17 protein-coding genes are annotated in these 20,660 nt (G+C 70.9%); 9 read left to right on the forward strand and 8 right to left on the reverse strand.

All coding sequences use genetic code 11. The features are described 5' to 3' along the window. Positions 1–133: 133 nt before the first annotated feature. The 5 genes from JKV81_RS22095 to JKV81_RS22115 are packed head-to-tail and all read right to left on the reverse strand — an operon-like array spanning position 134 to position 5,608. Positions 134–1,447, reverse strand: a complete 1,314-nt coding sequence (locus JKV81_RS22095) for a DUF58 domain-containing protein (RefSeq protein WP_202077387.1) — start codon at positions 1,445–1,447, stop codon at positions 134–136. 10 nt (positions 1,448–1,457) lie between these two features. Then, positions 1,458–2,477, reverse strand: a complete 1,020-nt coding sequence (locus JKV81_RS22100) for an AAA family ATPase (protein WP_129263729.1) — start codon at positions 2,475–2,477, stop codon at positions 1,458–1,460. Beyond that, positions 2,474–3,703: a DUF4350 domain-containing protein gene (locus JKV81_RS22105; RefSeq protein ID WP_202077389.1), complete on the reverse strand. Its 1,230-nt coding sequence runs from the start codon at positions 3,701–3,703 to the stop codon at positions 2,474–2,476. Before JKV81_RS22105 ends, JKV81_RS22100 begins: the two co-directional genes overlap by 4 nt. Then, the gene (locus JKV81_RS22110; RefSeq protein ID WP_202077391.1) at positions 3,700–4,392 is read right to left on the reverse strand and encodes a DUF4129 domain-containing protein; all 693 of its coding nucleotides are present in this window, start codon (positions 4,390–4,392) and stop codon (positions 3,700–3,702) included. Before JKV81_RS22110 ends, JKV81_RS22105 begins: the two co-directional genes overlap by 4 nt. 4 nt (positions 4,393–4,396) lie before the next feature. Further along, positions 4,397–5,608 carry a DUF7847 domain-containing protein gene (locus tag JKV81_RS22115; RefSeq protein ID WP_202077393.1) on the reverse strand — a complete coding sequence of 404 codons (1,212 nt, stop codon included), beginning with the start codon at positions 5,606–5,608 and terminating at the stop codon, positions 4,397–4,399. Positions 5,609–5,748: 140 nt separating this feature from the next. On the opposite strand from JKV81_RS22115, the gene mtnA reads away from it, so the two are divergent. The 7 genes from mtnA (at position 5,749) to JKV81_RS22150 (ending at position 14,313) form a co-directional block, all read left to right on the forward strand. Beyond that, positions 5,749–6,894, forward strand: a complete 1,146-nt coding sequence (gene mtnA, locus JKV81_RS22120) for an S-methyl-5-thioribose-1-phosphate isomerase (protein ID WP_202077395.1) — start codon at positions 5,749–5,751, stop codon at positions 6,892–6,894. A gap of 4 nt (positions 6,895–6,898) precedes the next feature. Then, complete coding sequence (mtrA, locus tag JKV81_RS22125) at positions 6,899–7,588, forward strand: two-component system response regulator MtrA (protein ID WP_187281934.1); 690 nt, start codon at positions 6,899–6,901, stop codon at positions 7,586–7,588. 1 nt (position 7,589) lies between these two features. Further along, positions 7,590–9,623, forward strand: a complete 2,034-nt coding sequence (gene mtrB, locus JKV81_RS22130; protein WP_129263720.1) for an MtrAB system histidine kinase MtrB — start codon at positions 7,590–7,592, stop codon at positions 9,621–9,623. Between the two features lie 22 nt (positions 9,624–9,645). Then, positions 9,646–11,472, forward strand: coding sequence for an LpqB family beta-propeller domain-containing protein (locus JKV81_RS22135; protein WP_129266989.1), 1,827 nt, complete (start codon positions 9,646–9,648; stop codon positions 11,470–11,472). 89 nt (positions 11,473–11,561) lie between these two features. After that, entirely contained in the window at positions 11,562–12,347 is a 786-nt protein-coding gene (locus JKV81_RS22140) for a ComF family protein (protein WP_202077398.1), read from the forward strand. Between the two features lie 329 nt (positions 12,348–12,676). After that, the gene (gene hpf / locus JKV81_RS22145; protein ID WP_099172963.1) at positions 12,677–13,366 is read left to right on the forward strand and encodes a ribosome hibernation-promoting factor, HPF/YfiA family; all 690 of its coding nucleotides are present in this window, start codon (positions 12,677–12,679) and stop codon (positions 13,364–13,366) included. Positions 13,367–13,560: 194 nt separating this feature from the next. Further along, positions 13,561–14,313, forward strand: a complete 753-nt coding sequence (locus tag JKV81_RS22150) for a response regulator (RefSeq protein WP_099172962.1) — start codon at positions 13,561–13,563, stop codon at positions 14,311–14,313. Here the strand turns inward: JKV81_RS22150 and JKV81_RS22155 are convergent. Next, positions 14,306–15,514: a winged helix-turn-helix domain-containing protein gene (locus tag JKV81_RS22155; RefSeq protein WP_129263716.1), complete on the reverse strand. Its 1,209-nt coding sequence runs from the start codon at positions 15,512–15,514 to the stop codon at positions 14,306–14,308. The genes JKV81_RS22150 and JKV81_RS22155 overlap by 8 nt on opposite strands. Positions 15,515–15,524: 10 nt before the next feature. Then, positions 15,525–16,115, reverse strand: a complete 591-nt coding sequence (locus JKV81_RS22160; RefSeq protein WP_129263714.1) for a GNAT family N-acetyltransferase — start codon at positions 16,113–16,115, stop codon at positions 15,525–15,527. A 241-nt stretch (positions 16,116–16,356) separates the two neighbouring features. Between JKV81_RS22160 and secA the strand changes: the two genes are divergently transcribed. After that, positions 16,357–19,179 carry a preprotein translocase subunit SecA gene (secA, locus tag JKV81_RS22165; protein WP_099172959.1) on the forward strand — a complete coding sequence of 941 codons (2,823 nt, stop codon included), beginning with the start codon at positions 16,357–16,359 and terminating at the stop codon, positions 19,177–19,179. Positions 19,180–19,437: 258 nt separating this feature from the next. On the opposite strand, the gene JKV81_RS22170 is transcribed toward secA, so the two are convergent. Continuing rightward, on the reverse strand, positions 19,438–19,854 hold the full coding sequence (locus JKV81_RS22170; RefSeq protein WP_124276149.1) for an Rv3235 family protein: 417 nt from the start codon (positions 19,852–19,854) through the stop codon (positions 19,438–19,440). A 278-nt stretch (positions 19,855–20,132) separates the two neighbouring features. Here JKV81_RS22170 and JKV81_RS22175 point away from each other — a divergent pair, with 278 nt between their 5' ends. Continuing rightward, positions 20,133–20,639, forward strand: coding sequence for a DUF6912 family protein (locus JKV81_RS22175; protein ID WP_124276150.1), 507 nt, complete (start codon positions 20,133–20,135; stop codon positions 20,637–20,639). Positions 20,640–20,660: the final 21 nt, after the last annotated feature.

Here is a 20,660-nt window from a genome sequence, read left to right on the forward strand (position 1 = left end):
CCGTGCCCTTGTGGCACGGGGCTTTTCTGCGTTTACGGGCGCCCTTCGCCGAAGCGCCTTCGACGGCAGCTCTCCTGCCGGGACCAGGGGAGCTGCCGCCTGAGTAGCTGTCTTCCGAGTTCCGTGCCGGCAGTTACAGCCGGCCTGCCGCCTTCAGCGCGAGGTAGGCGTCAGCCAGTTCGGGAGCGAGCTCGTTGGGTGTCGCATCGACAACTGTCACGCCGTGGCGCCGGAGCTGGTCCGCGGTGCGGCGGCGCTGGGCCTGCGCCTGCATTCCTGCGGCGGCCTCGTAGATCGCGTCCGCTGTGCCCCGCGCGTGGGCCATCGCCTCGACGTGAGGGTCCGCGACAGCAGCCACCAGAACCGTGTGGCGCTGTGTGAGCTGGGGAAGGACCGGCAGGAGGCCTTCCTCGATGGGCGCGGCGTCCAGGCTGGTGAGCAGGACGATCAGGGAACGGCGTGGCGCGTTGGCCAGCGCAGCCGTGCTGAGGCCATGAGCGTCGGTCTCCACGAGCTCGGGCTCCAGTGTGGCCAGCGTGTTGACGAGCGTCGCCAGGACGTCCCCTCCCGCTGTTCTGCCCTGCACCTGTGCTCGGACACGTCGGTCGTAGGCGATCAGGTTCACGCGGTCGCCCGCGCGGGTGGCGAGGGCGGTGAGGAGGAGGGTCGCGTCCATGGCGGCGTCGAGCCGCGGTACGTCGCCCACCCGGCCTGCTGATGTGCGGCCTGTGTCGAGGACGACGAGGATGTGGCGGTCGCGCTCGGGGCGCCAGGTGCGGACAGCGACCGCGGACTGGCGGGCAGTTGCCCGCCAGTCGATGGAACGGGTGTCGTCGCCCGGGACGTAGGCGCGCAGACTGTCGAACTCCGTTCCCTCTCCCCGCGTCAGCACACTGGTCCGGCCGTCGAGTTCCCGGAGCCGAGCGAGGCGGGAGGGCAGATGCTTCCGGCTTGTGAAGGGCGGTAGCGCCCGGACCGTCCACGGCACCCGGTGATATCCCTGGCGTGACGCCAGACCGAGGGGGCCGAACGATCTGACGGTGACTCGGTCGGCCTGGCGGTCTCCGCGCCGTGACGGACGCAGGAGCGTGGTCAGGCGGCGGCGTTCGCCGGCGGGTACCGCGAACTGGTGGCGGGACGAGGCCTGTTCGGCCTCGGCGGTCCAGCTGCTGGGGGGCCAGGCGTCGCGGAGGTGGGCACGGAGCGGGCGCCGGGACGGATTGGTCACTGTGAGTTGCACAGCTGCGGTCTCGCCGAGTCGAACGGATGTGTCACCGGATCGGGTGAACTGCAGCGTACGTACTGGCGCGGCCAGGGCGTAGTCGCACAGAATTGCCAGTGAGAGCGGGACTTCGACCGCGAGTATGCCTGTCCAGTTCGGGGCCAGGATGCCTACGGGGAGTGACCCCAGGGCCGCCACCAGAGCGGCCCGACCGGTGAGGGCCATGGTCACCGCCTCACCGGGGGACGGGGACGTGGGCGAGGACAGAGGTGATGACGGAGTCCGCGGTGACTCCCTCCATCTCTGCTTCAGGCCGCAGTTGTATGCGGTGGCGGAGTGTGGGCAGCGCGAGGGCCTTCACGTCGTCCGGGGTGACGTAGTCCCGGCCCGTCAGCCAGGCCCAGGCTCGCGCGGTGGAGAGCAGTGCGGTGGCTCCTCGGGGGGAGGCACCGAGATTGAGCGAGGGGGAATCACGCGTGGCACGACAGATATCCACGACATAGGCGGCGATCTCGGGGGAGACCGAGGTCCTGGCGACGGCGGCGCGTGCCGCTTCGAGGTCGGCGGGGCCGGCCACGGGCTGGATGCCCGCTGCCTTGAGGTCACGAGGGTTGAACCCGTCCGCGTGGCGGGTGAGCACGTTGATCTCGTCCTCACGCGTGGGAAGGGGGACCGTCAGCTTGAGCAGGAAGCGGTCCAACTGGGCCTCGGGCAGCGGATAGGTGCCCTCGTATTCGACAGGGTTCTGGGTGGCTGCCACCAGGAAGGGGTCGGGCAGCGGCCGGGGGGACCCGTCGATGGTGACCTGGCGTTCCTCCATGGCCTCCAGCAGGGAGGACTGGGTCTTGGGCGGTGTCCGGTTGATCTCGTCGGCGAGCAGGAGGTTGGTGAACACGGGGCCGGGCTGGAAGGAGAACTCGGCGGTGCGGGCGTCGTAGACCAGTGAGCCCGTGACGTCGCTCGGCATCAGGTCGGGGGTGAACTGGACGCGTTTGGTGTCCAGTTCGAGTGAGGCCGCGAGTGCGCGGACCAGGAGGGTCTTCGCCACTCCGGGAACGCCTTCCAGCAGGACATGGCCTCGACAGAGGAGAGCCACGACCAGACCCGTCACGGCGGGGTCCTGGCCGACGACGGCCTTGGCGATCTCGGAACGCAGTGCTTCCAGGGATGCGCGGGCGCTGTCGGAGTTCACGGAGGCCGCAGGGGCCTCTGTGGGTGCCGCAAGCTCGGCGGTCTCCGGGGTCGGGGCGCTCATGACGTGCGTACCTCTCTTTCGAGGGCGTCGAGTTGATCGGTCAGAAGGACCAGCGCGGCGTCATCGGCCGGCGCGGGGCCGAAGAGGAGGGCGCCGGCGTCGCTGCCCTGATGGCTGAGGCGTGCGGCGAGGGCGGGAAGGAGTACGGCGGGGGAATCTGTGTCACGGGGTGACACACCGAGGAGGGGCGAGATGCGGTTCCGCGTGGCGGAGCGCAGGGCGGCCGCGGCGTGGTCGCGGGCATCGGCCCTGCGGTAGAGGCGGGCGCGTCCTTCGGTGGATTCGGAGGCTCGGATGGCGACGGGAAGCCGCTCGGTGACCAGGGGGCCGAAGCGGCGTCCGCGCCAGACGGCGGCGAGGACGGCGGCGAGGGCCAGTTGCAGGGTGGCCCAGAGCCAGCCCGGGGGGACGAGGCCGATGAAGCCGCTCTCTCCTTCGGCTCCGCCTTCGGTGCCGTCACCCGGGCCGGCTGTTCCGCCTTCGGCTGCGGAGGGATCGTCGAGCGAGGGGAGGTACCAGAGGAGATGCGGGCGGGATCCGAGGAGTTGGAGGCCGAGCGAGGCGTTGCCCTGCTGGTCGAGACGGTCGTTGTGGAGGAGGCCGGGGGAGCCGATCAGCACGGTGTCGCCGGCGGCCTGTCCCGGCAGGACGAGGAGGGAGGCCAGTCCGTTGTCCGGGTAGCAGGCGATGGCCCCGGGGGTGTCCGTCGCGTAGTGGATGCCACCCAGGTCTGCGCTCCCCGCAGTGCGCGCCGCGGGGAGCGCGCAGCGGGGGAGGCGGGCGGTCTCCGGGCCGTGTGCGGCCTGGTGCACGCCGGCTGCGAGGCGGGCCACGGAGGGGCCGCCGGCGGCGATCAGGACGGTGCGGCCAGCGGAGTCGGCGGTCGCCGCGCGAAGGCGCTGCTGCTGGTGGGCGGTGAGCGTGTTGGGCCCGGTGACGAGCAGAGTGGTGTCGGGTCCTGCCGCATCCGTGGCCTCGTCGAGGGTGGTGGCGATGTCGACGGAGACGCCGCGGTCCTTGAGGAGTTCGGCGAGCGCCCGGCTGCCGTTGGGGTCGGCGGAACGGGGGTCGAGCGGGCCGTGCTGGCCGCCCGGGCGGAGGGCGGCAAGGGTAACCCCGGCGACGACGAGGATGAGGACGGCGAGCAGGGGCCCGCGGACGCGCTGCCAGATCTGTTGGGGGCTGCGGGATTCCGATGTGGTGGGAGCAGCCGCGGTGGCGGTCATCCGGCGGCTCCCCGCGCAGCGCCGGTGGCCGGCAGGGGCTTGGCGGCCTCGAGATCGAGGTCGAGGGTGCACAGGGCCAGATACGCGGCCTCGTCGGCGGTGCGGCCGCCGTATGTGACGTCGTCGAAGACCCGGGCGGCGGCGCGGAGGCGGTCGGCGTGGGCCGGCATCAGCCTGCCCGCCTCGGAGGCCGCTTCGTCGGCGGTGCGGCCGGGGCGCGGGTCGAGCACGGCCCGGTCCTCCAGGGAGCGTACGAGGGCGCGCATCCGTTCCTGGACGGCTTCGGTCCAGCGTCGGGCTTCGGCGTGTGCGGCGGCCGTGGCGCGGTGGTCGGCCGCGCTGCGGAGGGTGTCGCCGAAGAGTGTCTCCGGGGAGTGGGCGATGCGTCGCGGGGTGCCGAGCCTCCACCACAGGGCGGCCACCAGGGCAGCCAGGATCAGGACGAGTACGACGAGCCCGAGCGGGCCGCCGGGGGCGGTCCCGGCGGCGTCGGAGAACAGGTCTCCGATCCAGTCCCAGAAGCGGTCGAGACCACGTTCGAGGAGGTTCGGGTCGTGTTCGTGGTACATCGGGTCGGACAGTTCGTCCCGCGCCGCCTCACGGGCGGGGACGCGTGGGGTGTCCACGGGTATGTCCTCGCCCGCCCTGATGAACCGTACGGCTGTGGTGGTGCCCCCCGCCCCCGTCACCGCATCAGTTCCTGGGGGTGTCGTAGCCGGGGACGCCCGCGGCCCGGGCGAGTTCGAGGTCGAGCGCTTCGCGGCGGATGCGCTGGTCGACGTAGAGCAGGGCCATCACTCCTGCGGTGAAGGGATAGGCGAGCGTCGAGACGATCACTTCACCGATGCCCGTGATGATGAGGAAGGGCCAGCCGAAGTCCGCGGAGTTGCCGTTGAGGAGCTCGCTGAGGCCGTCGCTGTCCACGGTCACGGCGATGACGCCGAACGGGATCGTGATGATCAAGGTCAGGACGATGACCAGCAGGTAGGTGAGGGCCAGGATGCCGAAGGTCCGCCACCAGTTGCCCCTGACCAGTTTGGCGGAGCGGCGCAGCGAGGTGAGTACGGACTGTCGTTCCAGCATCAGCGCCGGTGCCGCGAGCGTGAAGCGGATCATCAGCCAGACAACGACGGCACAGGCGCCGAGGAAGCCGAGGACCGTCAGGGCGAGCCCGCCCGCACCGTCGCCGAGGGCCAGGCCGGGAAGCAGGCCCACCGCCATGATCGCGGCGCTCATCAGGCTCAGCAGGAGGGTCAGCCCGAGGAGCGGGAGGAGGCGTGGGCGGGCCTCGGACCACGCCTCGGAGAGTGTGACGCCCCGGCCCAGCACGGAGCGGCTGATCACCACGGTGAGGATCGAGGTGGTGATGAGGGTCGCGATCATCGTGATGAGCGTGCTGGGGGCGCTGGTGATCAGCTGGGACTGCGCCGAGTCGGTGGCCTGACGGATGGCCTCAGCCCCCGTCGCGTTGGGGTCGACCGACTTCTGCTCGGGCAGGAGGAAGCGCTGCATGAGGATGATCGCGATCTCGGCGATCACGGAGACGGTGAGGCTGATGCCCAGCACCGTGCGCCAGTGCCTGCGCATGGTGGTCACCGCGCCGTCGAGGATCTCGCCGACCCCCAGCGGGCGGAGCGGGATGACGCCGGGCTTTGCGGCCATGGGCGGGCGGCCCCATCCGGGGCCTCCCTGCGGCATGCCGCCCCAGCCCGGTGCGGGCGGTGGGGCGCCCGGGCCGGTGCCGGGGGCGCTCGGCGGGGACCACTGTCCCGGCGGCGGCTGTTCGGGAGACCACTGTCCGGCGGGCCCGCTTCCGTCGACGGGAGCGGAGGGCCTGGGGATGCCCTTCTCCTGGCCGTCGGAGGGGGCGGATCCGGGCGAAGCCCAGCCCGGAGAGTCGTTCATCGTCGCTCCTTCACAGTCCTGCCCGCTCATCGGGGCGGCAGGTTGCCAGCCATCGTGCCACGCGTCGGTCCGATGCGGGTCTGGCGCCGTATCTCCTTCTTGCCTTCGTGTGCGGGCGGTTCAGCGGGCAGACTGGGCAGATGGCTGATCAGGACGCGCAAACGCCGGTGGGTATCGAGCCTCCGGCCCTCTCCGTACTCCGCTGGGCCGAGCCTCCGGAAGGCCCTGCGGTGGTGCTCCTCGACCAGACGCGGCTGCCCGCCGAGGAGGCCGAGCTGGTGTGCGCCGACGTGCCCGCGCTGGTGCGGGCGATCCGGACTCTGGCGGTGCGGGGGGCGCCCCTGCTGGGCATCGCCGGGGCATACGGGGTGGCGCTGGCCGCTGCCCGGGGTGAGGACGTGGCGCAGGCCGCGGAGCTGTTGGAGCAGGCGCGGCCCACCGCGGTCAATCTCGGGTACGGGGCGCGGCGGGTGGCGCGGGCGTACGAGGAGGCCGCCGGGAGCGGGTCCGGCCCGGAGGCGGCTGCCGTGGCCCTGGCCGAGGCGCGGGCTCTGCACCGGGAGGACGCGGAGGCCAGTGGGCGCATGGCGCAGTACGGTCTGGAGCTGCTCGCGGAGCTCCTGCCCGGGGGAGGCGGGCACCGGCTGCTGACCCACTGCAACACCGGGGCGCTGGTCTCCGGTGGCGCGGGGACGGCGTTCGCGGTGGCTCTGCGGGCGCATCGGAAGGGCAGCCTGCGGCATCTGTGGGTCGACGAGACCAGGCCGCTGCTCCAGGGTGCCCGGCTGACGGCGTACGAGGCGGGGCGGAACGGGATGCCGTACAGCTTGCTCACGGACAGTGCGGCGGGTTCGCTGTTTGCGGCGGGGGAGGTGGATGCCGTAATCATCGGGGCGGACCGCATCGCCGCGGACGGCTCGGTGGCCAACAAGGTGGGGAGCTATCCGTTGGCGGTGCTCGCGAAGTACCACCATGTGCCGTTCGTCGTCGTGGCCCCGACGACCACCGTCGATCTGGGGACGGTGGACGGCACATCGATCGTCGTGGAGCAGCGTTCCGCGACGGAAGTGACAGAGTTCACATCGAAGCCGGGTGTCCGGGGCGGAGGCGAAGGCGGCGGGACGGTCGTCGCGCCGCCGGGGACCAAGGCGTACAACCCCGCATTCGACATCACGCCGCCCGAACTGGTCACGGCGATCGTCACGGAGGAGGGCGTTATTTCCCCGGTCACGGGGGTCGGACTGGCAGAGCTGTGTGCCAGGTCATCGCAGGTAACGATTAGCTAATGGGATGATGTCGTTTATGAAGGGACGCGTCCTTGTCGTCGACGACGACACCGCACTGGCCGAGATGCTCGGCATTGTGCTGCGGGGAGAAGGTTTCGAACCGTCGTTCGTAGCGGACGGCGACAAGGCACTGGCCGCATTTCGTGAGGCCAAGCCCGACCTGGTGCTGTTGGACCTCATGCTGCCCGGAAGGGACGGCATCGAGGTCTGCCGGCTGATCAGGGCCGAGTCAGGTGTGCCGATCGTCATGCTCACTGCCAAGAGCGACACGGTGGATGTGGTGGTGGGCCTGGAATCCGGGGCCGACGACTACATCGTCAAGCCGTTCAAGCCGAAGGAGTTGGTTGCCCGGATCAGGGCGCGTTTGCGGAGGTCCGAAGAGCCGGCGCCGGAACAGCTGGCGATCGGTGACCTGGTCATCGACGTGGCCGGCCACTCGGTGAAGCGGGAGGGGCAGTCCATCGCCCTCACCCCGCTGGAGTTCGACCTGCTGGTCGCTCTCGCCCGTAAGCCGTGGCAGGTCTTCACCCGTGAGGTGCTGCTCGAGCAGGTGTGGGGCTATCGCCACGCCGCGGACACCCGTCTGGTGAACGTCCATGTCCAGCGGCTCCGCTCCAAGGTGGAGAAGGACCCGGAGCGGCCCGAGATCGTCGTGACGGTCCGCGGTGTCGGTTACAAGGCCGGACCGAGCTGACATGACCCTGGGCAGCGCTGCTCCGCCACCCGGGGTGCCCGGGGCCCGTACGGAGCGGGCTGCCGGTCCGGCACGGAGTGCTTCTCGTTTCGGGCGGGCCTCGCTGGGCGGCCGGTTGTTCCGCGACCGGACGCCCGGCGGCCCCGTGCCGCGGCTGCTGATGCGGTGGATCCGCGGCCCGCTGCTGCCGGCCGTCCGCCTGTGGCGGCGCAATCTGCAGCTCCGCGTCGTGGCGGGCACGCTGCTGATGTCGATCGCGGTGGTTCTCCTGCTCGGATTCGTCGTGATCGGGCAGGTCCGCAACGGGCTGCTCGAGGCGAAGGGGAAGGCCGCCCAGACACAGGCGGCCGGCGGTTTCGCGGCCGCCCAGACCAACGCGAACGCGCCGCTCGTCCCGGGGGACCAGAGCGAGGAGGGCGCCGACGGGATGACCGCCAACACCTCCTGGCGCACCGAACTCGTCGACCAGCTCGCCAGCGGCGGCACGAACGCCTTCAACGTGGTGGCGCTCAGCCCCGACTCCGCCGGGCACGGCACCACCAGCCGGGCCCCGCGCGGGTCCGGCAGCGTGGAGGCGTCCAGCATCCCGCAGAAGCTGCGGGACGACGTGGGCAACGGCGCGGGTGCCTTCCAGACGTACTCGCTGATCCGGTACTCGTACGGGAAGGACCCGGAGCCCGGTCTCGTCGTGGGCAAGCGGCTCTACGACGTCGACCACAACCCGTACGAGCTGTACTACCTCTTCCCGCTCACGCAGGAGGAGAAGTCGCTGACCCTGGTCACGACGACGCTGGCCACGGCCGGTCTGTTCGTGGTCGTGCTCCTGGGGGCCATCGCCTGGTTCGTGGTGCGCCAGGTCGTCACGCCCGTACGGATGGCTGCCGGGATCGCCGAGAGGCTCTCCGCGGGCCGGCTCCAGGAGCGGATGAAGGTCACCGGTGAGGACGACATCGCGCGCCTCGGCGAGGCCTTCAACAAGATGGCGCAGAACCTTCAGCTGAAGATCCAGCAGCTGGAGGAGCTCTCCCGCATGCAGCGGCGTTTCGTCTCGGACGTCAGCCATGAGCTGCGCACCCCGCTGACGACCGTGCGGATGGCCGCCGATGTCATCCATGAGGCGCGCGTCGACTTCGACCCGGTCACGGCTCGCTCCGCCGAGCTGCTGGGCGACCAGCTCGACCGCTTCGAGTCGCTCCTGTCCGACCTGCTGGAGATCAGCAGGTTCGACGCGGGGGCCGCTGCCCTGGAGGCGGAGCCGATAGACCTGCGCACGGTCGTGCGGCGGGTGATCGGTGGCGCCGAGCCGCTGGCGGAGCGCAAGGGCACGCGGATCCGGGTGGTCGGTGACGAACAGCCCGTGGTCGCGGAGGCCGACGCCCGCCGTGTCGAGCGGGTCCTGCGCAATCTCGTCGTCAACGCCGTCGAGCACGGCGAGGGCAGGGACGTGATCGTGCGGATGGGTGTCGCGCAGGGTGCCGTGGCCGTCGCGGTCAGGGACTACGGCGTGGGGCTCAAGCCGGGCGAGGCGACCCGGGTCTTCAACCGCTTCTGGCGGGCGGATCCGGCGCGGGCCCGCACCACCGGCGGTACCGGGCTCGGGCTGTCGATCGCCGTCGAGGACGCGCGGCTGCACGGGGGCTGGCTGCAGGCATGGGGCGAGCCCGGTGGTGGTTCGCAGTTCCGGCTGACCCTGCCGCGTACGGCGGACGAGCCGCTGCGCGGTTCGCCGATACCGCTGGAGCCGGAGGACTCCCGGCGTAACCGGGAGGACCGTGAGCGTGCGGAGGCGGCGCCGGCGGTGAGCGATCACCGGCTGATGTCCGTACCGAGCCAGACCGGTTCCACGGTGCGTTCGCAGCAGGCCGGGCCGGCGCACGGGTCCGGGGCGTCGCGTACGACGGCGTCGGTCGATCCGGCGGCCCTGCCGGGCAGTGGAGCACGCGTGGTGTCGCGTCCGGCCGGGGAACGGCCGGGCGGGGGCGCCGACCCAGAGACGCTGGACCGGGAGCAGGAGGACACGACTCGTGGACACTGACCGCCGTCGGGGCGGCCGCGCGGTGCGGTTGTCGGTGCTGCTCGGGTGCGGCGTCATGGTGCTCGCCGGGTGCGGAGCGATGCCGGTCACCGGGGACGTGAAGGCGGTCGACGCCTCGCAGCCGGGCGACTCCCAGGTCCAGGTGTACGCCGTCCCTCCGAGGGAGGGGGCCACGCCCATGGAGGTCGTGGACGGCTTCCTGGAGTCGATGACCAGTGACGACCCCGACTTCCGGACGACCCGCCAGTACCTGACGGCGGAGGCCGGCGAGAGCTGGCAGCCGGGCGAGGGCATCACGGTGCTCGCCAAGGCGCCGAGCCGCAACGGGCCCACGATCCATGACAAGGAACGCCGGAACACCGAGACCACCTACGCGCTGACCGGCGAACAGGTGGCGGCGGTCGACGCGCAGAGTTCGTACCGGCCGCTCGCCCCCTCGGAGTACGACCAGATGCTGCACCTGGTCCGGCAGAAGGGCGCGGACGGCAAGCAGGAGTGGCGCATCGACATCGTCCCGGACGGCCTGGTGCTCGGGCAGTCCGACTTCAAGCGCCTCTACCGGTCCGTGAACAAGTACTACTTCGCCGCCGGGCTGACGGACGAGTCGGCGGCGCTGGTCGCCGATCCCGTCTACGTGCGCAACCGTACGGATCCGGTCACGCGGATGGACACGGCCACCCAGACGGTGCGGACGCTGCTGGAAGGCCCTTCGAACTGGCTGCGGCCTGTGGTCGATTCGCGCTTCCCCGAGGGGACGGCGCTGAAGAGCGGGGTGACCTCGCTGACGACGGACGACCAGAACGTCCTGAAGGTGCCGCTCAACAAGAAGGCCGACGGGGCCGGGCAGGGGGCCTGCCGGATGATGGCGGCCCAGGTGCTCTTCACGCTGCGGGATCTGACGTCCGCGCGGGTCGGGCAGGTGGAGCTGCAGGGTGACCGCGGCCCGCTGTGCTCGCTCAGCGCCGACGAGGCGACGGACTTCGCCTCGGACCATGGTTCCGGCGAACCCGACAGCCAGTACTTCGTGGACGACAAGGGGCATGTCCAGCGCATCCCCGGGAGCACCAAGGGCGGTGGGGATCCGGAGCCGGTGATCGGTCCGCTGGGCAGCGGGACGGTGGCCATGAGCGCCGTGGGTGTGGCCAGGGACGAGGAGCAGGCCGCCGCGGTCTCGGAGAATCAGCAGGATCTCTACGTGTCCTCCCTGACCGAGGAGAGCGAGCCGGCGGCCCCTGTGGTGTCCAGCACCGCGAAGAAGGCCGCGGACCGTCTGTCGGCGCCGAGCTGGGACGGCCGGGGCGATCTGTGGGTCGCCGACCGTGATCCGGCGGATCCCAGGCTGCTGCGTCTGGCCGGAGGTGCCGGAGAACCGCAGGAGGTCGCGGTGCCCGGCCTGAACGGCGGGCGGATCGAGGCGCTGCGGATGTCCTCCGACGGGGTGCGGATCGCCCTGCGGGTGTCGAAGGACGGGCACACGACGCTGCACATCGGCCGGGTCGAGCGGCACGGTTCGGGAGACGCCGAGCAGGTCTCGGTGGAGGACCTGCGCCAGGCCGCGCCCCAGCTGGCGGAGGTGACGGCGGTTTCCTGGTCCGGGCGCAGCCGTCTCGTGGTGGTCGGCAAGGAGGAGGGCGGCGTGCAGCAGGTGCGTTACGTCCAGGCCGACGGATCCACGTCGTCCTCGGGGGTCCTGCCGGGGGTGAACCAGGTGACGGCCGTGGCCGCTGCCGACGACGACCAGCTTCCGCTGATGGCGGACACCGAGAGCGACGGGATAGTGAAGCTGTCGCCCGGCGACAACTGGCAGACGGTTCTCAAGGAGGGCTCCTCGCTGGTCTATCCGGGCTGACCAGCCCGGCGGTGCGGGCGTGCCCCGGTTGTCCACAGGGGTTTTCCACAGGGGTGGCGAGGACCTGACGGCCCGGTCACAGTGGGACTGTGCGCGGCTGGTGGCAGGAGATCGCCGGACTGGTGCTGCCCGTGGCCTGTGCCGGCTGCGGCAGGCCGCGGACCGAGCTGTGCGAGGAGTGTGCCGCCGGGGCGGCGGCCGGGCCGCGCCGGGTGAGGCCCGCGCCCGAGCCCGCGGGGCTCCCGGTGGTCCACGCGGCGGCGCCGTACGAGAACGCCGTACGGGCGATGCTGCTGGCCCACAAGGAGCGAGGGGCACTCGGCCTCGCAGGAGTGCTCGGCGGGGCGCTGGCGGCCGCTGTACGGGCCGGAGCGGGGCATCCGGGCGAGCGGGGCCCCCTGCTGCTGGTCCCCGTGCCGTCCACGCGGCGGGCCACGGCCGTGCGCGGTCATGATCCGGTGCGCAGGATCGCGGCCGCCGCCGCGGCCGAGCTGCGGCGCGGCGGGACGTCGGCCCGGGCGCTCGCCGTGCTGCGGCAGCGGCGTGCGGTGGCCGACCAGGCGGGGCTGGGGGCCCGGGAGCGGCAGGCGAATCTGGCGGGTGCGCTCGTCGTCGCGGACGGCGGCCGGAGGCTGCTCGACGGAGGCCGGGTGGTGCTGGTGGACGACCTGCTGACGACGGGGGCGTCGCTGGCGGAGGCGGCCCGCGCGGTCCGTGAGGTCGCTGAGGTCGGTGCGGGCCGTGCGGCCCGTGCCACGAGTGACACCTCGGCCGGTACGGGGGGCGCGGACGATACGGGCGAGGGCGCGCCGGACGGGCTGCGCGCTGCGGTTGTCGCAGCTTCTCCGTCTGCCTTCGAAATAAACCGGAACTGACAGATAACTTGCATCGTTGCAGGTAGTGAGTGGGTAAAGGGCCCCGATCGGAGGTACGCGTGAGTAGCGGGTGCCGACACGGTGGTGGGCAGGCTATGTTCGGTTGTGAGGGACGGTGAATTCCGTACCTCCGTGAATGCGCCACCAGGTTTCGGGCAGGTAACTCACCGGTACGCCAGAAGCATGGAAATCGGTGGGGTGGAGTCCCTGCCGATGGGGGAGGAGGAGGTGACAGCCACCGAGTCCGCGGCTCCGGCGATCACCGGAGCCTGGTGCAAAAGGGAGATGCTCCGCCGCCGAAGCGGAGCGATCCGGGAACGGAGTTCTGCGTGGACATCGTCGTCAAGGGCCGCAAGACCGAGGTACCCGAGCGGTTCCGCAAGCACGTGGCCGAGAAGCTGAAGCTGGACAAGATCCAGAAGTTCGACGGCAAGGTGATCAGCCTCGACGTCGAGGTGTCCAAGGAGCCCAATCCCCGTCAGGCCGACCGTGCGGCAAGGGTGGAGATCACGCTCCGCTCGCGTGGGCCGGTCATCCGGGCGGAAGCGGCAGCAGGCGACCCGTACGCAGCGCTTGACCTGGCCACGGACAAGCTGGACACACAGCTGCGCAAGGAGCACGACAAGCGCTACAGCAGGCGGGGCAACGGCCGGCTGTCCGCAGCCACGGTGGGCGAGGTCGTGCCGGACGCCGCCTCGTTCAACGGGGACGGTGAACTGATCCCCACCGAGCCGGAGCCGTCCGTGCCCACCACCAGGATCGGTTCGCTCGAGGTACAGGGCGAAGGACCGCTCGTGGTGCGCGAGAAGACGCACGTCGCTGCGCCGATGACACTCGACCAGGCGCTCTACGAGATGGAGCTGGTCGGGCACGACTTCTACCTGTTCGTCGACTCCGAGACCAAGGAGCCCAGCGTCGTCTATCGGCGGCATGCCTATGACTACGGTGTCATTCACCTGAGGACCGACCCGCTGGCCTCCGACGAGGCGGGCGGCGCGGGCGGTGCGCTCGGCGGCTGACACCATCGCTCACAGCCGATACGCGGTGCCCCTGGAAGCGTCAGCGCGCTCCCAGGGGCACCGCGTGCGACCGCGGGGGCACCGCTTCGGCGGCCAGGCATGAAATCATGGCGCCCCAGGCCAATCAGTGCTCTGTGCACTGCCGTTGGCGGACAGCCTGTGACCTCAGGCAGTGGCCTTCAGGGGGAGGAACGATGGCGGACACCTTCGGGCCCGTACGCGGGACGAACGATGCCGACAGCGCTGCCGGTGCGGATTCCGTTGCGGATGACGGCAGTTCCCGCAAGGAACCGATCAGGGTTCTCGTGGTGGACGACCACGCGCTCTTCCGCCGGGGCCTGGAGATCGTCCTCGCGCAGGAGGAGGACATCCAGGTCGTCGGAGAGGCGGGGGACGGGGCGGAGGCGGTCGACAAGGCGGCGGATCTGCTGCCCGACATCGTGCTGATGGATGTGAGGATGCCCAAGCGCGGTGGCATCGAAGCCTGCACCTCCATCAAGGAGGTGGCCCCCAGCGCGAAGATCATCATGCTGACGATCAGCGACGAGGAGGCCGACCTCTACGAGGCGATCAAGGCGGGCGCCACCGGCTATCTGCTCAAGGAGATCTCGACCGACGAGGTGGCCACGGCCATTCGCGCGGTGGCGGACGGCCAGTCCCAGATCAGCCCGTCGATGGCGTCGAAACTGCTCACCGAGTTCAAGTCGATGATCCAGCGCACCGACGAGCGCCGGCTCGTTCCCGCGCCGCGGCTGACCGAGCGTGAGCTGGAAGTGCTCAAACTCGTCGCCACGGGCATGAACAACCGCGATATCGCCAAGGAATTGTTCATTTCCGAGAACACGGTCAAGAACCACGTCCGCAATATTCTGGAGAAGCTCCAGCTGCACTCCCGGATGGAAGCCGTGGTCTATGCCATGCGGGAGAAGATCCTCGAGATCAGGTAGCGGACGGGCGCACGGCGTCCGGTGCCTGCCGAAGGGCCCGGGCGGTCTCCGCCATGAGCGGCTCGCGCAGCTCCGGTGCGTCGACACGCTCCAGCCGTACGTCCGTGCAGCCGACCCAGGACGCCGCCTCCACGAGGGCCTCCGCCATGGGCGCCACGGACTTCGCGCCGTCCAGGGACACCTGGCGGGCGACCAGCGTGGTCCCCTCCCTGGCCGGGTCGACCCGGCCCTGCAGTCTGCCGCCCGCCAGCAGCGGCATCGCGAAGTAGCCGTGGATCCGCTTGGCCCGGGGGACGTACGCCTCCAGGCGGTGGGTGAAGGTGAAGATCCGCTCCGTGCGCGCCCGCTCCCAGATCAGTGAGTCGAACGGCGACAGCAACGTCGTACGGTGCCGTCCGCGCGGCTCCGAGGCGAGGGCGTCGGGGTGGGCCCAGGCGGGCTTGGCCCAGCCCCGCACCGACACCGGGACCAGCCCGGAGTCCGCCACGACGGAGTCGAACTGCTCGGCCTTGATCCGGTGGTAGTCGGCGATGTCCGTCCGGGTGCCCACGCCCAGCGACTGCCCCGCCAGGGCCACCAGCCTGCGCAGGCACTCCTTGTCGTCCAGGTCGTCGTGGAGCACGGCGGCCGGGATCGCCCGCTCGGCCAGGTCGTAGACCCGCTTCCAGCCGCGCCGCTCGGTGCACACCACCTCGCCGTACATCAGGGCCCGCTCGACGGCGACCTTGGACGCCGACCAGTCCCACCACTCCCCGCCGTTCTTCGCGCCGCCGAGCTCCGTCGCCGTGAGCGGGCCCTCGGCGCGCAGCTGGTCGATCACCTTCGCGTACGCCCCGTCGGGCAGGTCGTGGTTCCAGTGCGGCCTGGCGCGGTAGGCGCGGCGGCGGAACGCGAAGTGCGGCCACTCCTCGACCGGCAGGATGCAGGCGGCGTGCGACCAGTACTCGAAGGAGCGGCCGCCCGACCAGTAGGCCTCGTCGACCGCGCGCCGGCCCAGCGCGCCGAGACGCGCGTACGGCACGAGCTCGTGGGACCTGGCCAGGACCGAGATGGTGTCGAGCTGGACGGCTCCGAGACGGCGCAGCACTCCGGGGACCCCGCCCCGGCGGTCCGGGGCGCCCAGGAGGCCCTGGGCGCGCAGCGCGATACGGCGCGCCTGGTCGGCGGAGAGTTCCAGCACGGGCGGAGGCACAGACGTCATGCGTCGAACCCTAGAGCGCGCCACTGACATCGGGGGCCGGCCGGTGGGGATGGGTGCCGGGCAGCCCCAGATCGGCCGGGAGGAGGGCGCCGACCCAGGTGTCCCGCCGTATGCCCTTGTTGAACAGGGCCGACCGCTGCTCACCCTCCATGCGGAACCCCGCACGCAGGGCGACCGCACGGGACGGGGTGTTGCCGACCTCGGCACGCCACTCGAGGCGGTCCGCGGCGAGGGCGGTGAACGCCCAGCGGGCCGCCGCGAGCACCGCTTCCGTGGTGTAACCGGCGCCGCGGTGCTCCTTCCCCGTCCAGAAGCCCACCTCGTACGTGCCGGGCAGGCTGTGGCGGTTGACGCCGAGCGCGCCGACGAGCGGCCCGCCGTCCCTCAGGAGGACGGCGAAGTTGTACATCGTGCCGTCCTGCCAGCCCGCGGGGGAGAGCTTCCGGGTGAAGAGTTCCGCGTCGGCGCGGGTGTACGGCGAGGGGACCACCGTCCAGCGCTGGATGCCGGGGTCCTGGCACGCGAGGTGGACCGCGTCCGCGTCCTCGGGCGCGAAGGGGCGCATGAGCAGGCGTTCAGTGGTGAGTGAGGTGGGTTCCATGGATGGATTCTGGTGACGGGGAGCGCGGGAAGCGAGCACTTTTCGGTGCTTCCCGGCACCTTCCGTCCCCTCCGGCCGTTGTCCTGGAAGGGCGCGGCGGGGAGAACGCCGTGGCAGCCCTCCCGGCGCGGCGGGGTCCTCGCTTACGATGGCCGTTGCGGTGGGGCCCACCTGCCGTGCCCGCGCCAGAGTCCATCACACGACCCAGTGCCAGGCCCGACCGGCAAGGAGACCAGCCTCAGTGTCCGTCTTCAACAAGCTCATGCGTGCAGGCGAAGGCAAGATCCTGCGCAAACTGCACCGCATCGCGGACCAGGTCAGCTCCATCGAAGAGGACTTCGTCAACCTCTCCGACGCCGAGCTGCGGGCGCTCACCGACGAGTACAAGGAACGGTACGCGGACGGCGAGAGCCTGGACGACCTGCTTCCCGAAGCATTCGCGACCGTCCGTGAGGCCGCGAAGCGCGTCCTCGGACAGCGCCATTACGACGTCCAGATGATGGGCGGTGCCGCCCTGCACCTCGGCTACGTGGCCGAGATGAAGACCGGTGAGGGCAAGACCCTCGTCGGTACCCTGCCCGCGTATCTCAACGCGCTCTCCGGCAAGGGTGTGCACCTGATCACGGTCAACGACTACCTGGCCGAGCGCGACTCCGAGATGATGGGCCGGGTGCACAAGTTCCTCGGCCTCGAGGTCGGCTGCATCATCGCCAACATGACTCCGGCCCAGCGCCGTGAGCAGTACGCCTGCGACATCACGTACGGCACGAACAACGAGTTCGGCTTCGACTACCTCCGCGACAACATGGCGTGGTCCAAGGACGAGCTCGTCCAGCGCGGCCACAACTTCGCCATCGTCGACGAGGTCGACTCGATCCTGGTCGACGAGGCCCGCACGCCGCTGATCATCTCCGGCCCGGCCGACCAGGCCACCAAGTGGTACGGCGACTTCGCCAAGCTGGTCACGCGTCTCACCAGGGGTGAGGCGGGCAACCCGCTGAAGGGCATCGAGGAGACCGGCGACTACGAGGTCGACGAGAAGAAGCGGACCGTGGCCATCCACGAGCCCGGTGTCTCCAAGGTCGAGGACTGGCTCGGGATCGACAACCTCTACGAGTCGGTGAACACCCCGCTCGTGGGTTACCTGAACAACGCGATCAAGGCCAAGGAGCTCTTCAAGAACGACAAGGACTACGTCGTCATCGACGGCGAAGTCATGATCGTCGACGAGCACACCGGCCGTATCCTCGCCGGCCGCCGCTACAACGAGGGCATGCACCAGGCCATCGAGGCGAAGGAAGGGGTGGACATCAAGGACGAGAACCAGACGCTCGCCACGATCACCCTGCAGAACTTCTTCCGCCTGTACGGCAAGCTCTCCGGCATGACCGGTACGGCGATGACCGAGGCCGCCGAGTTCCACCAGATCTACAAGCTCGGCGTCGTGCCGATCCCGACGAACCGGCCCATGGTCCGTGCCGACCAGTCGGACCTGATCTACCGCACCGAGGTCGCGAAGTTCGCCGCGGTCGTCGACGACATCGCGGAGAAGCACGAGAAGGGGCAGCCGATCCTGGTCGGCACGACCTCCGTCGAGAAGTCCGAGTACCTCTCGCAGCAGCTCTCCAAGCGCGGTGTGCAGCACGAGGTCCTCAACGCCAAGCAGCACGACCGGGAAGCGCCGATCATCGCCCAGGCCGGCCGCAAGGGTGCCGTCACGGTCGCGACGAACATGGCGGGCCGCGGTACGGACATCAAGCTGGGCGGCAACCCCGACGACCTGGCCGAGGCGGATCTGCGGCAGCGCGGACTCGACCCGGTCGAGCACGTCGAGCAGTGGGCGGCCGCGCTGCCCGCGGCGCTGGAGAAGGCCGAGCAGGCCGTCAAGGCCGAGCACGACGAGGTCAAGGAGCTCGGCGGGCTGTACGTGCTGGGCACCGAGCGGCACGAGTCGCGGCGCATCGACAACCAGCTGCGCGGTCGTTCCGGCCGTCAGGGCGACCCGGGCGAGTCCCGGTTCTACCTGTCGCTGGGCGACGACCTGATGCGGCTGTTCAAGGCGCAGATGGTCGAGCGCGTCATGTCGATGGCGAACGTGCCCGACGACGTCCCCATCGAGAACAAGATGGTGACCCGGGCGATCGCCTCCGCGCAGTCGCAGGTCGAGCAGCAGAACTTCGAGACGCGTAAGAACGTCCTGAAGTACGACGAGGTGCTCAACCGGCAGCGCGAGGTCATCTACGGCGAGCGCCGTCGCGTCCTGGAGGGCGAGGATCTGCAGGACCAGATCCGTCACTTCATGGACGACACGATCGACGACTACATCCGGCAGGAGACCGCCGAGGGCTTCGCCGAGGAGTGGGACCTCGACCGTCTGTGGGGCGCCTTCAAGCAGCTCTACCCGGTGAAGGTCACGGTCGAGGAGCTCGAGGAGGCCGCGGGCGACCTGGCCGGCGTGACCGCCGACTTCATCGCCGAGTCGGTCAAGGACGACATCCACGAGCAGTACGCGGAGCGTGAGAAGACGCTCGGCTCGGACATCATGCGTGAGCTGGAGCGGCGCGTGGTCCTGTCGGTCCTGGACCGCAAGTGGCGTGAGCACCTCTACGAGATGGACTATCTCCAGGAGGGCATCGGGCTGCGGGCCATGGCGCAGAAGGACCCGCTGGTCGAGTACCAGCGCGAGGGCTTCGACATGTTCAACGCCATGATGGAAGGCATCAAGGAGGAGTCCGTCGGCTACCTGTTCAACCTGGAGGTCCAGGTCGAGCAGCAGGTCGAGGAGGTCCCGGTGCAGGACGACGCGGAGCGGACCTCGCTGGAGAAGCAGGACGCGCCGGTGGCGGCGGGTACCGGGCGGCCGGAGATCCGGGCCAAGGGCCTGGACGCCCCGCAGCGTCCGGACCGGCTGCACTTCTCCGCCCCCACGGTGGACGGGGAGGGCGGCGTCGTCGAGGGCGACTTCTCCAACGGCGACGGTGCGCGGGCCGAGGGCGACGGCATGACGCGTGCGGAGCGCCGCAAGGCGCAGAAGAGCGCGAGTGGGCGGCGCCGCAAGAAGTAGCGGTCCTGCCCGGCCACCTGGCCCGGATGCCCCTTGGGGTGTCCGGGCCAGGTGCGTTTGGTGGGCTTCTGCGGGGTTTCCGGGGTTGAAGTGGCCCCGTGTTCCTCCTGGCCTCCTCCCGGGCCGGAGGGGGGCTCCTGGGGCCCTCTGGGGGTGCTCCCGGAGGGAGTCCGGGGGCACCCCAACGGGCTTGATTCGGTCGCGCTTGGTGTCGGGTGCGGGTGAGGCCTCGGGCGGGTGGGTGCGCTCGGCCCCGGGTTACCTCACAGCCGGGAGGCGTTCGCCGCCCAGGTCGATGGCTGCGCAGCGCCAGCGGAGGTCGGGGCCCTGTTCCAGGCGGAAGGCCATGGCGCGGACCTGCTCGCCCGTCGCGATGCTGGCGAAGGCCTCGACCACGCCGTCGGCGGGCCGGGTGCCGTGGCAGGCGCGGACGACCGGGCGCCTGCAGCCCGCGCCGAGCGGGGCGTCCGGGGCGAGTTCGGCGAGCTGGTCGTAGGCCTCGCCGATCGTGTGGCCGAGCATCCAGTGCACCGGCCGCTGGCCGCTGAGCACGGCGAGCAGCCGTTCCGCGAACCACTGGTGCGGGCGCAGCGGCCGCCGGGGCCGTTGCGCCGGTACCGTGCCCGGCCTGCTGCTGTCGCGTCGTCCGGCCGGCCTCGTCCTGTCCTTGCTCATGCTCGTAGCCCCCGTGGCTGCTGTCCGGAGCCCGGTGGGTACCGGGCGGTAACTTTGCTGGGGATCTTCTACGGGCCCGGGCGTCGGCCCCGCAACCGGCGACGTGGGCCGACCGGGCATCCGGGGAGATCACCTATCCGGGTGACCGGCCCGGCGCCGCAAGGCAACAGCGGGGGTGACGGCCGTCGCGCGGTGGACGCGGGCGGGCGGATGGGCAACCCCGAAGGGGGACGTCGCACGTATCCTGAGGGCGTCATCGACTACGAAAGCGGTCAGCCATGCGTGTGTACGTCCCCCTGACCCTCTCCGGTCTCGCCGCCGCGCAGAAGGCGGGCGAGGTCGGTCCGGGGCCGCTGACCGCCTATGCCGTGACGCCCGGTCTGCGCGAGTGGTACGTCTCCGACGACATCGAGGAGCTGGAGTACGCGGCGCTCAACCGGGCCGCCTCCGCATCGCTGAGGCTGATCGCGGCCCGGCCGGAGGAGACCCGGCGCCGGGTCGTCGTCGCCCTGGACGTGCCGGACGGGGCGGCGGTCGCCGATCCCGACCACGTCCTGGACGCGTCCTCGCTCGGTGAGGTGCGCATCGCCGACGCGGTGGCGCTGTCGAAGGCCGCCGCCGTGCACGTGGACGCCGACGACGCCGAGAAAGACGTCGCCGCGGCGGCTGCCGCGCTGGGTGCCGCCGACCTCGGCGACGACGACGCGCAGTTCACCGTGGACGGCGCGGAGGACCACGAGCTGCTGTGGTTCGGGATCCAGGAGATCCCCGGCCTGATCGCCTGACCGCCTGACCCTGACCACGGG

It is taken from the genome of Streptomyces silvae, from assembly GCF_016745505.1.
In the GTDB taxonomy this organism is placed as follows: domain Bacteria; phylum Actinomycetota; class Actinomycetes; order Streptomycetales; family Streptomycetaceae; genus Streptomyces; species Streptomyces silvae.

What these genes read in the sequence shown, in the direction of transcription:
- JKV81_RS22175 (WP_124276150.1), top strand. Translation starts at nt 20,133, where the DNA reads ATGCGTGTGTACGTCCCCCTGACCCTCTCCGGTCTCGCCGCCGCGCAG.
- JKV81_RS22150 (WP_099172962.1), top strand. Translation starts at nt 13,561, where the DNA reads ATGGCGGACACCTTCGGGCCCGTACGCGGGACGAACGATGCCGACAGC.
- mtnA (WP_202077395.1), top strand. Translation starts at nt 5,749, where the DNA reads ATGGCTGATCAGGACGCGCAAACGCCGGTGGGTATCGAGCCTCCGGCC.
- JKV81_RS22115 (WP_202077393.1), bottom strand. Translation starts at nt 5,608, where the DNA reads ATGAACGACTCTCCGGGCTGGGCTTCGCCCGGATCCGCCCCCTCCGAC.
- JKV81_RS22095 (WP_202077387.1), bottom strand. Translation starts at nt 1,447, where the DNA reads ATGGCCCTCACCGGTCGGGCCGCTCTGGTGGCGGCCCTGGGGTCACTC.
- mtrB (WP_129263720.1), top strand. Translation starts at nt 7,590, where the DNA reads ATGACCCTGGGCAGCGCTGCTCCGCCACCCGGGGTGCCCGGGGCCCGT.
- JKV81_RS22170 (WP_124276149.1), bottom strand. Translation starts at nt 19,854, where the DNA reads ATGAGCAAGGACAGGACGAGGCCGGCCGGACGACGCGACAGCAGCAGG.
- JKV81_RS22160 (WP_129263714.1), bottom strand. Translation starts at nt 16,115, where the DNA reads ATGGAACCCACCTCACTCACCACTGAACGCCTGCTCATGCGCCCCTTC.
- JKV81_RS22100 (WP_129263729.1), bottom strand. Translation starts at nt 2,477, where the DNA reads ATGAGCGCCCCGACCCCGGAGACCGCCGAGCTTGCGGCACCCACAGAG.
- JKV81_RS22155 (WP_129263716.1), bottom strand. Translation starts at nt 15,514, where the DNA reads ATGACGTCTGTGCCTCCGCCCGTGCTGGAACTCTCCGCCGACCAGGCG.
- JKV81_RS22105 (WP_202077389.1), bottom strand. Translation starts at nt 3,703, where the DNA reads ATGACCGCCACCGCGGCTGCTCCCACCACATCGGAATCCCGCAGCCCC.
- mtrA (WP_187281934.1), top strand. Translation starts at nt 6,899, where the DNA reads ATGATGTCGTTTATGAAGGGACGCGTCCTTGTCGTCGACGACGACACC.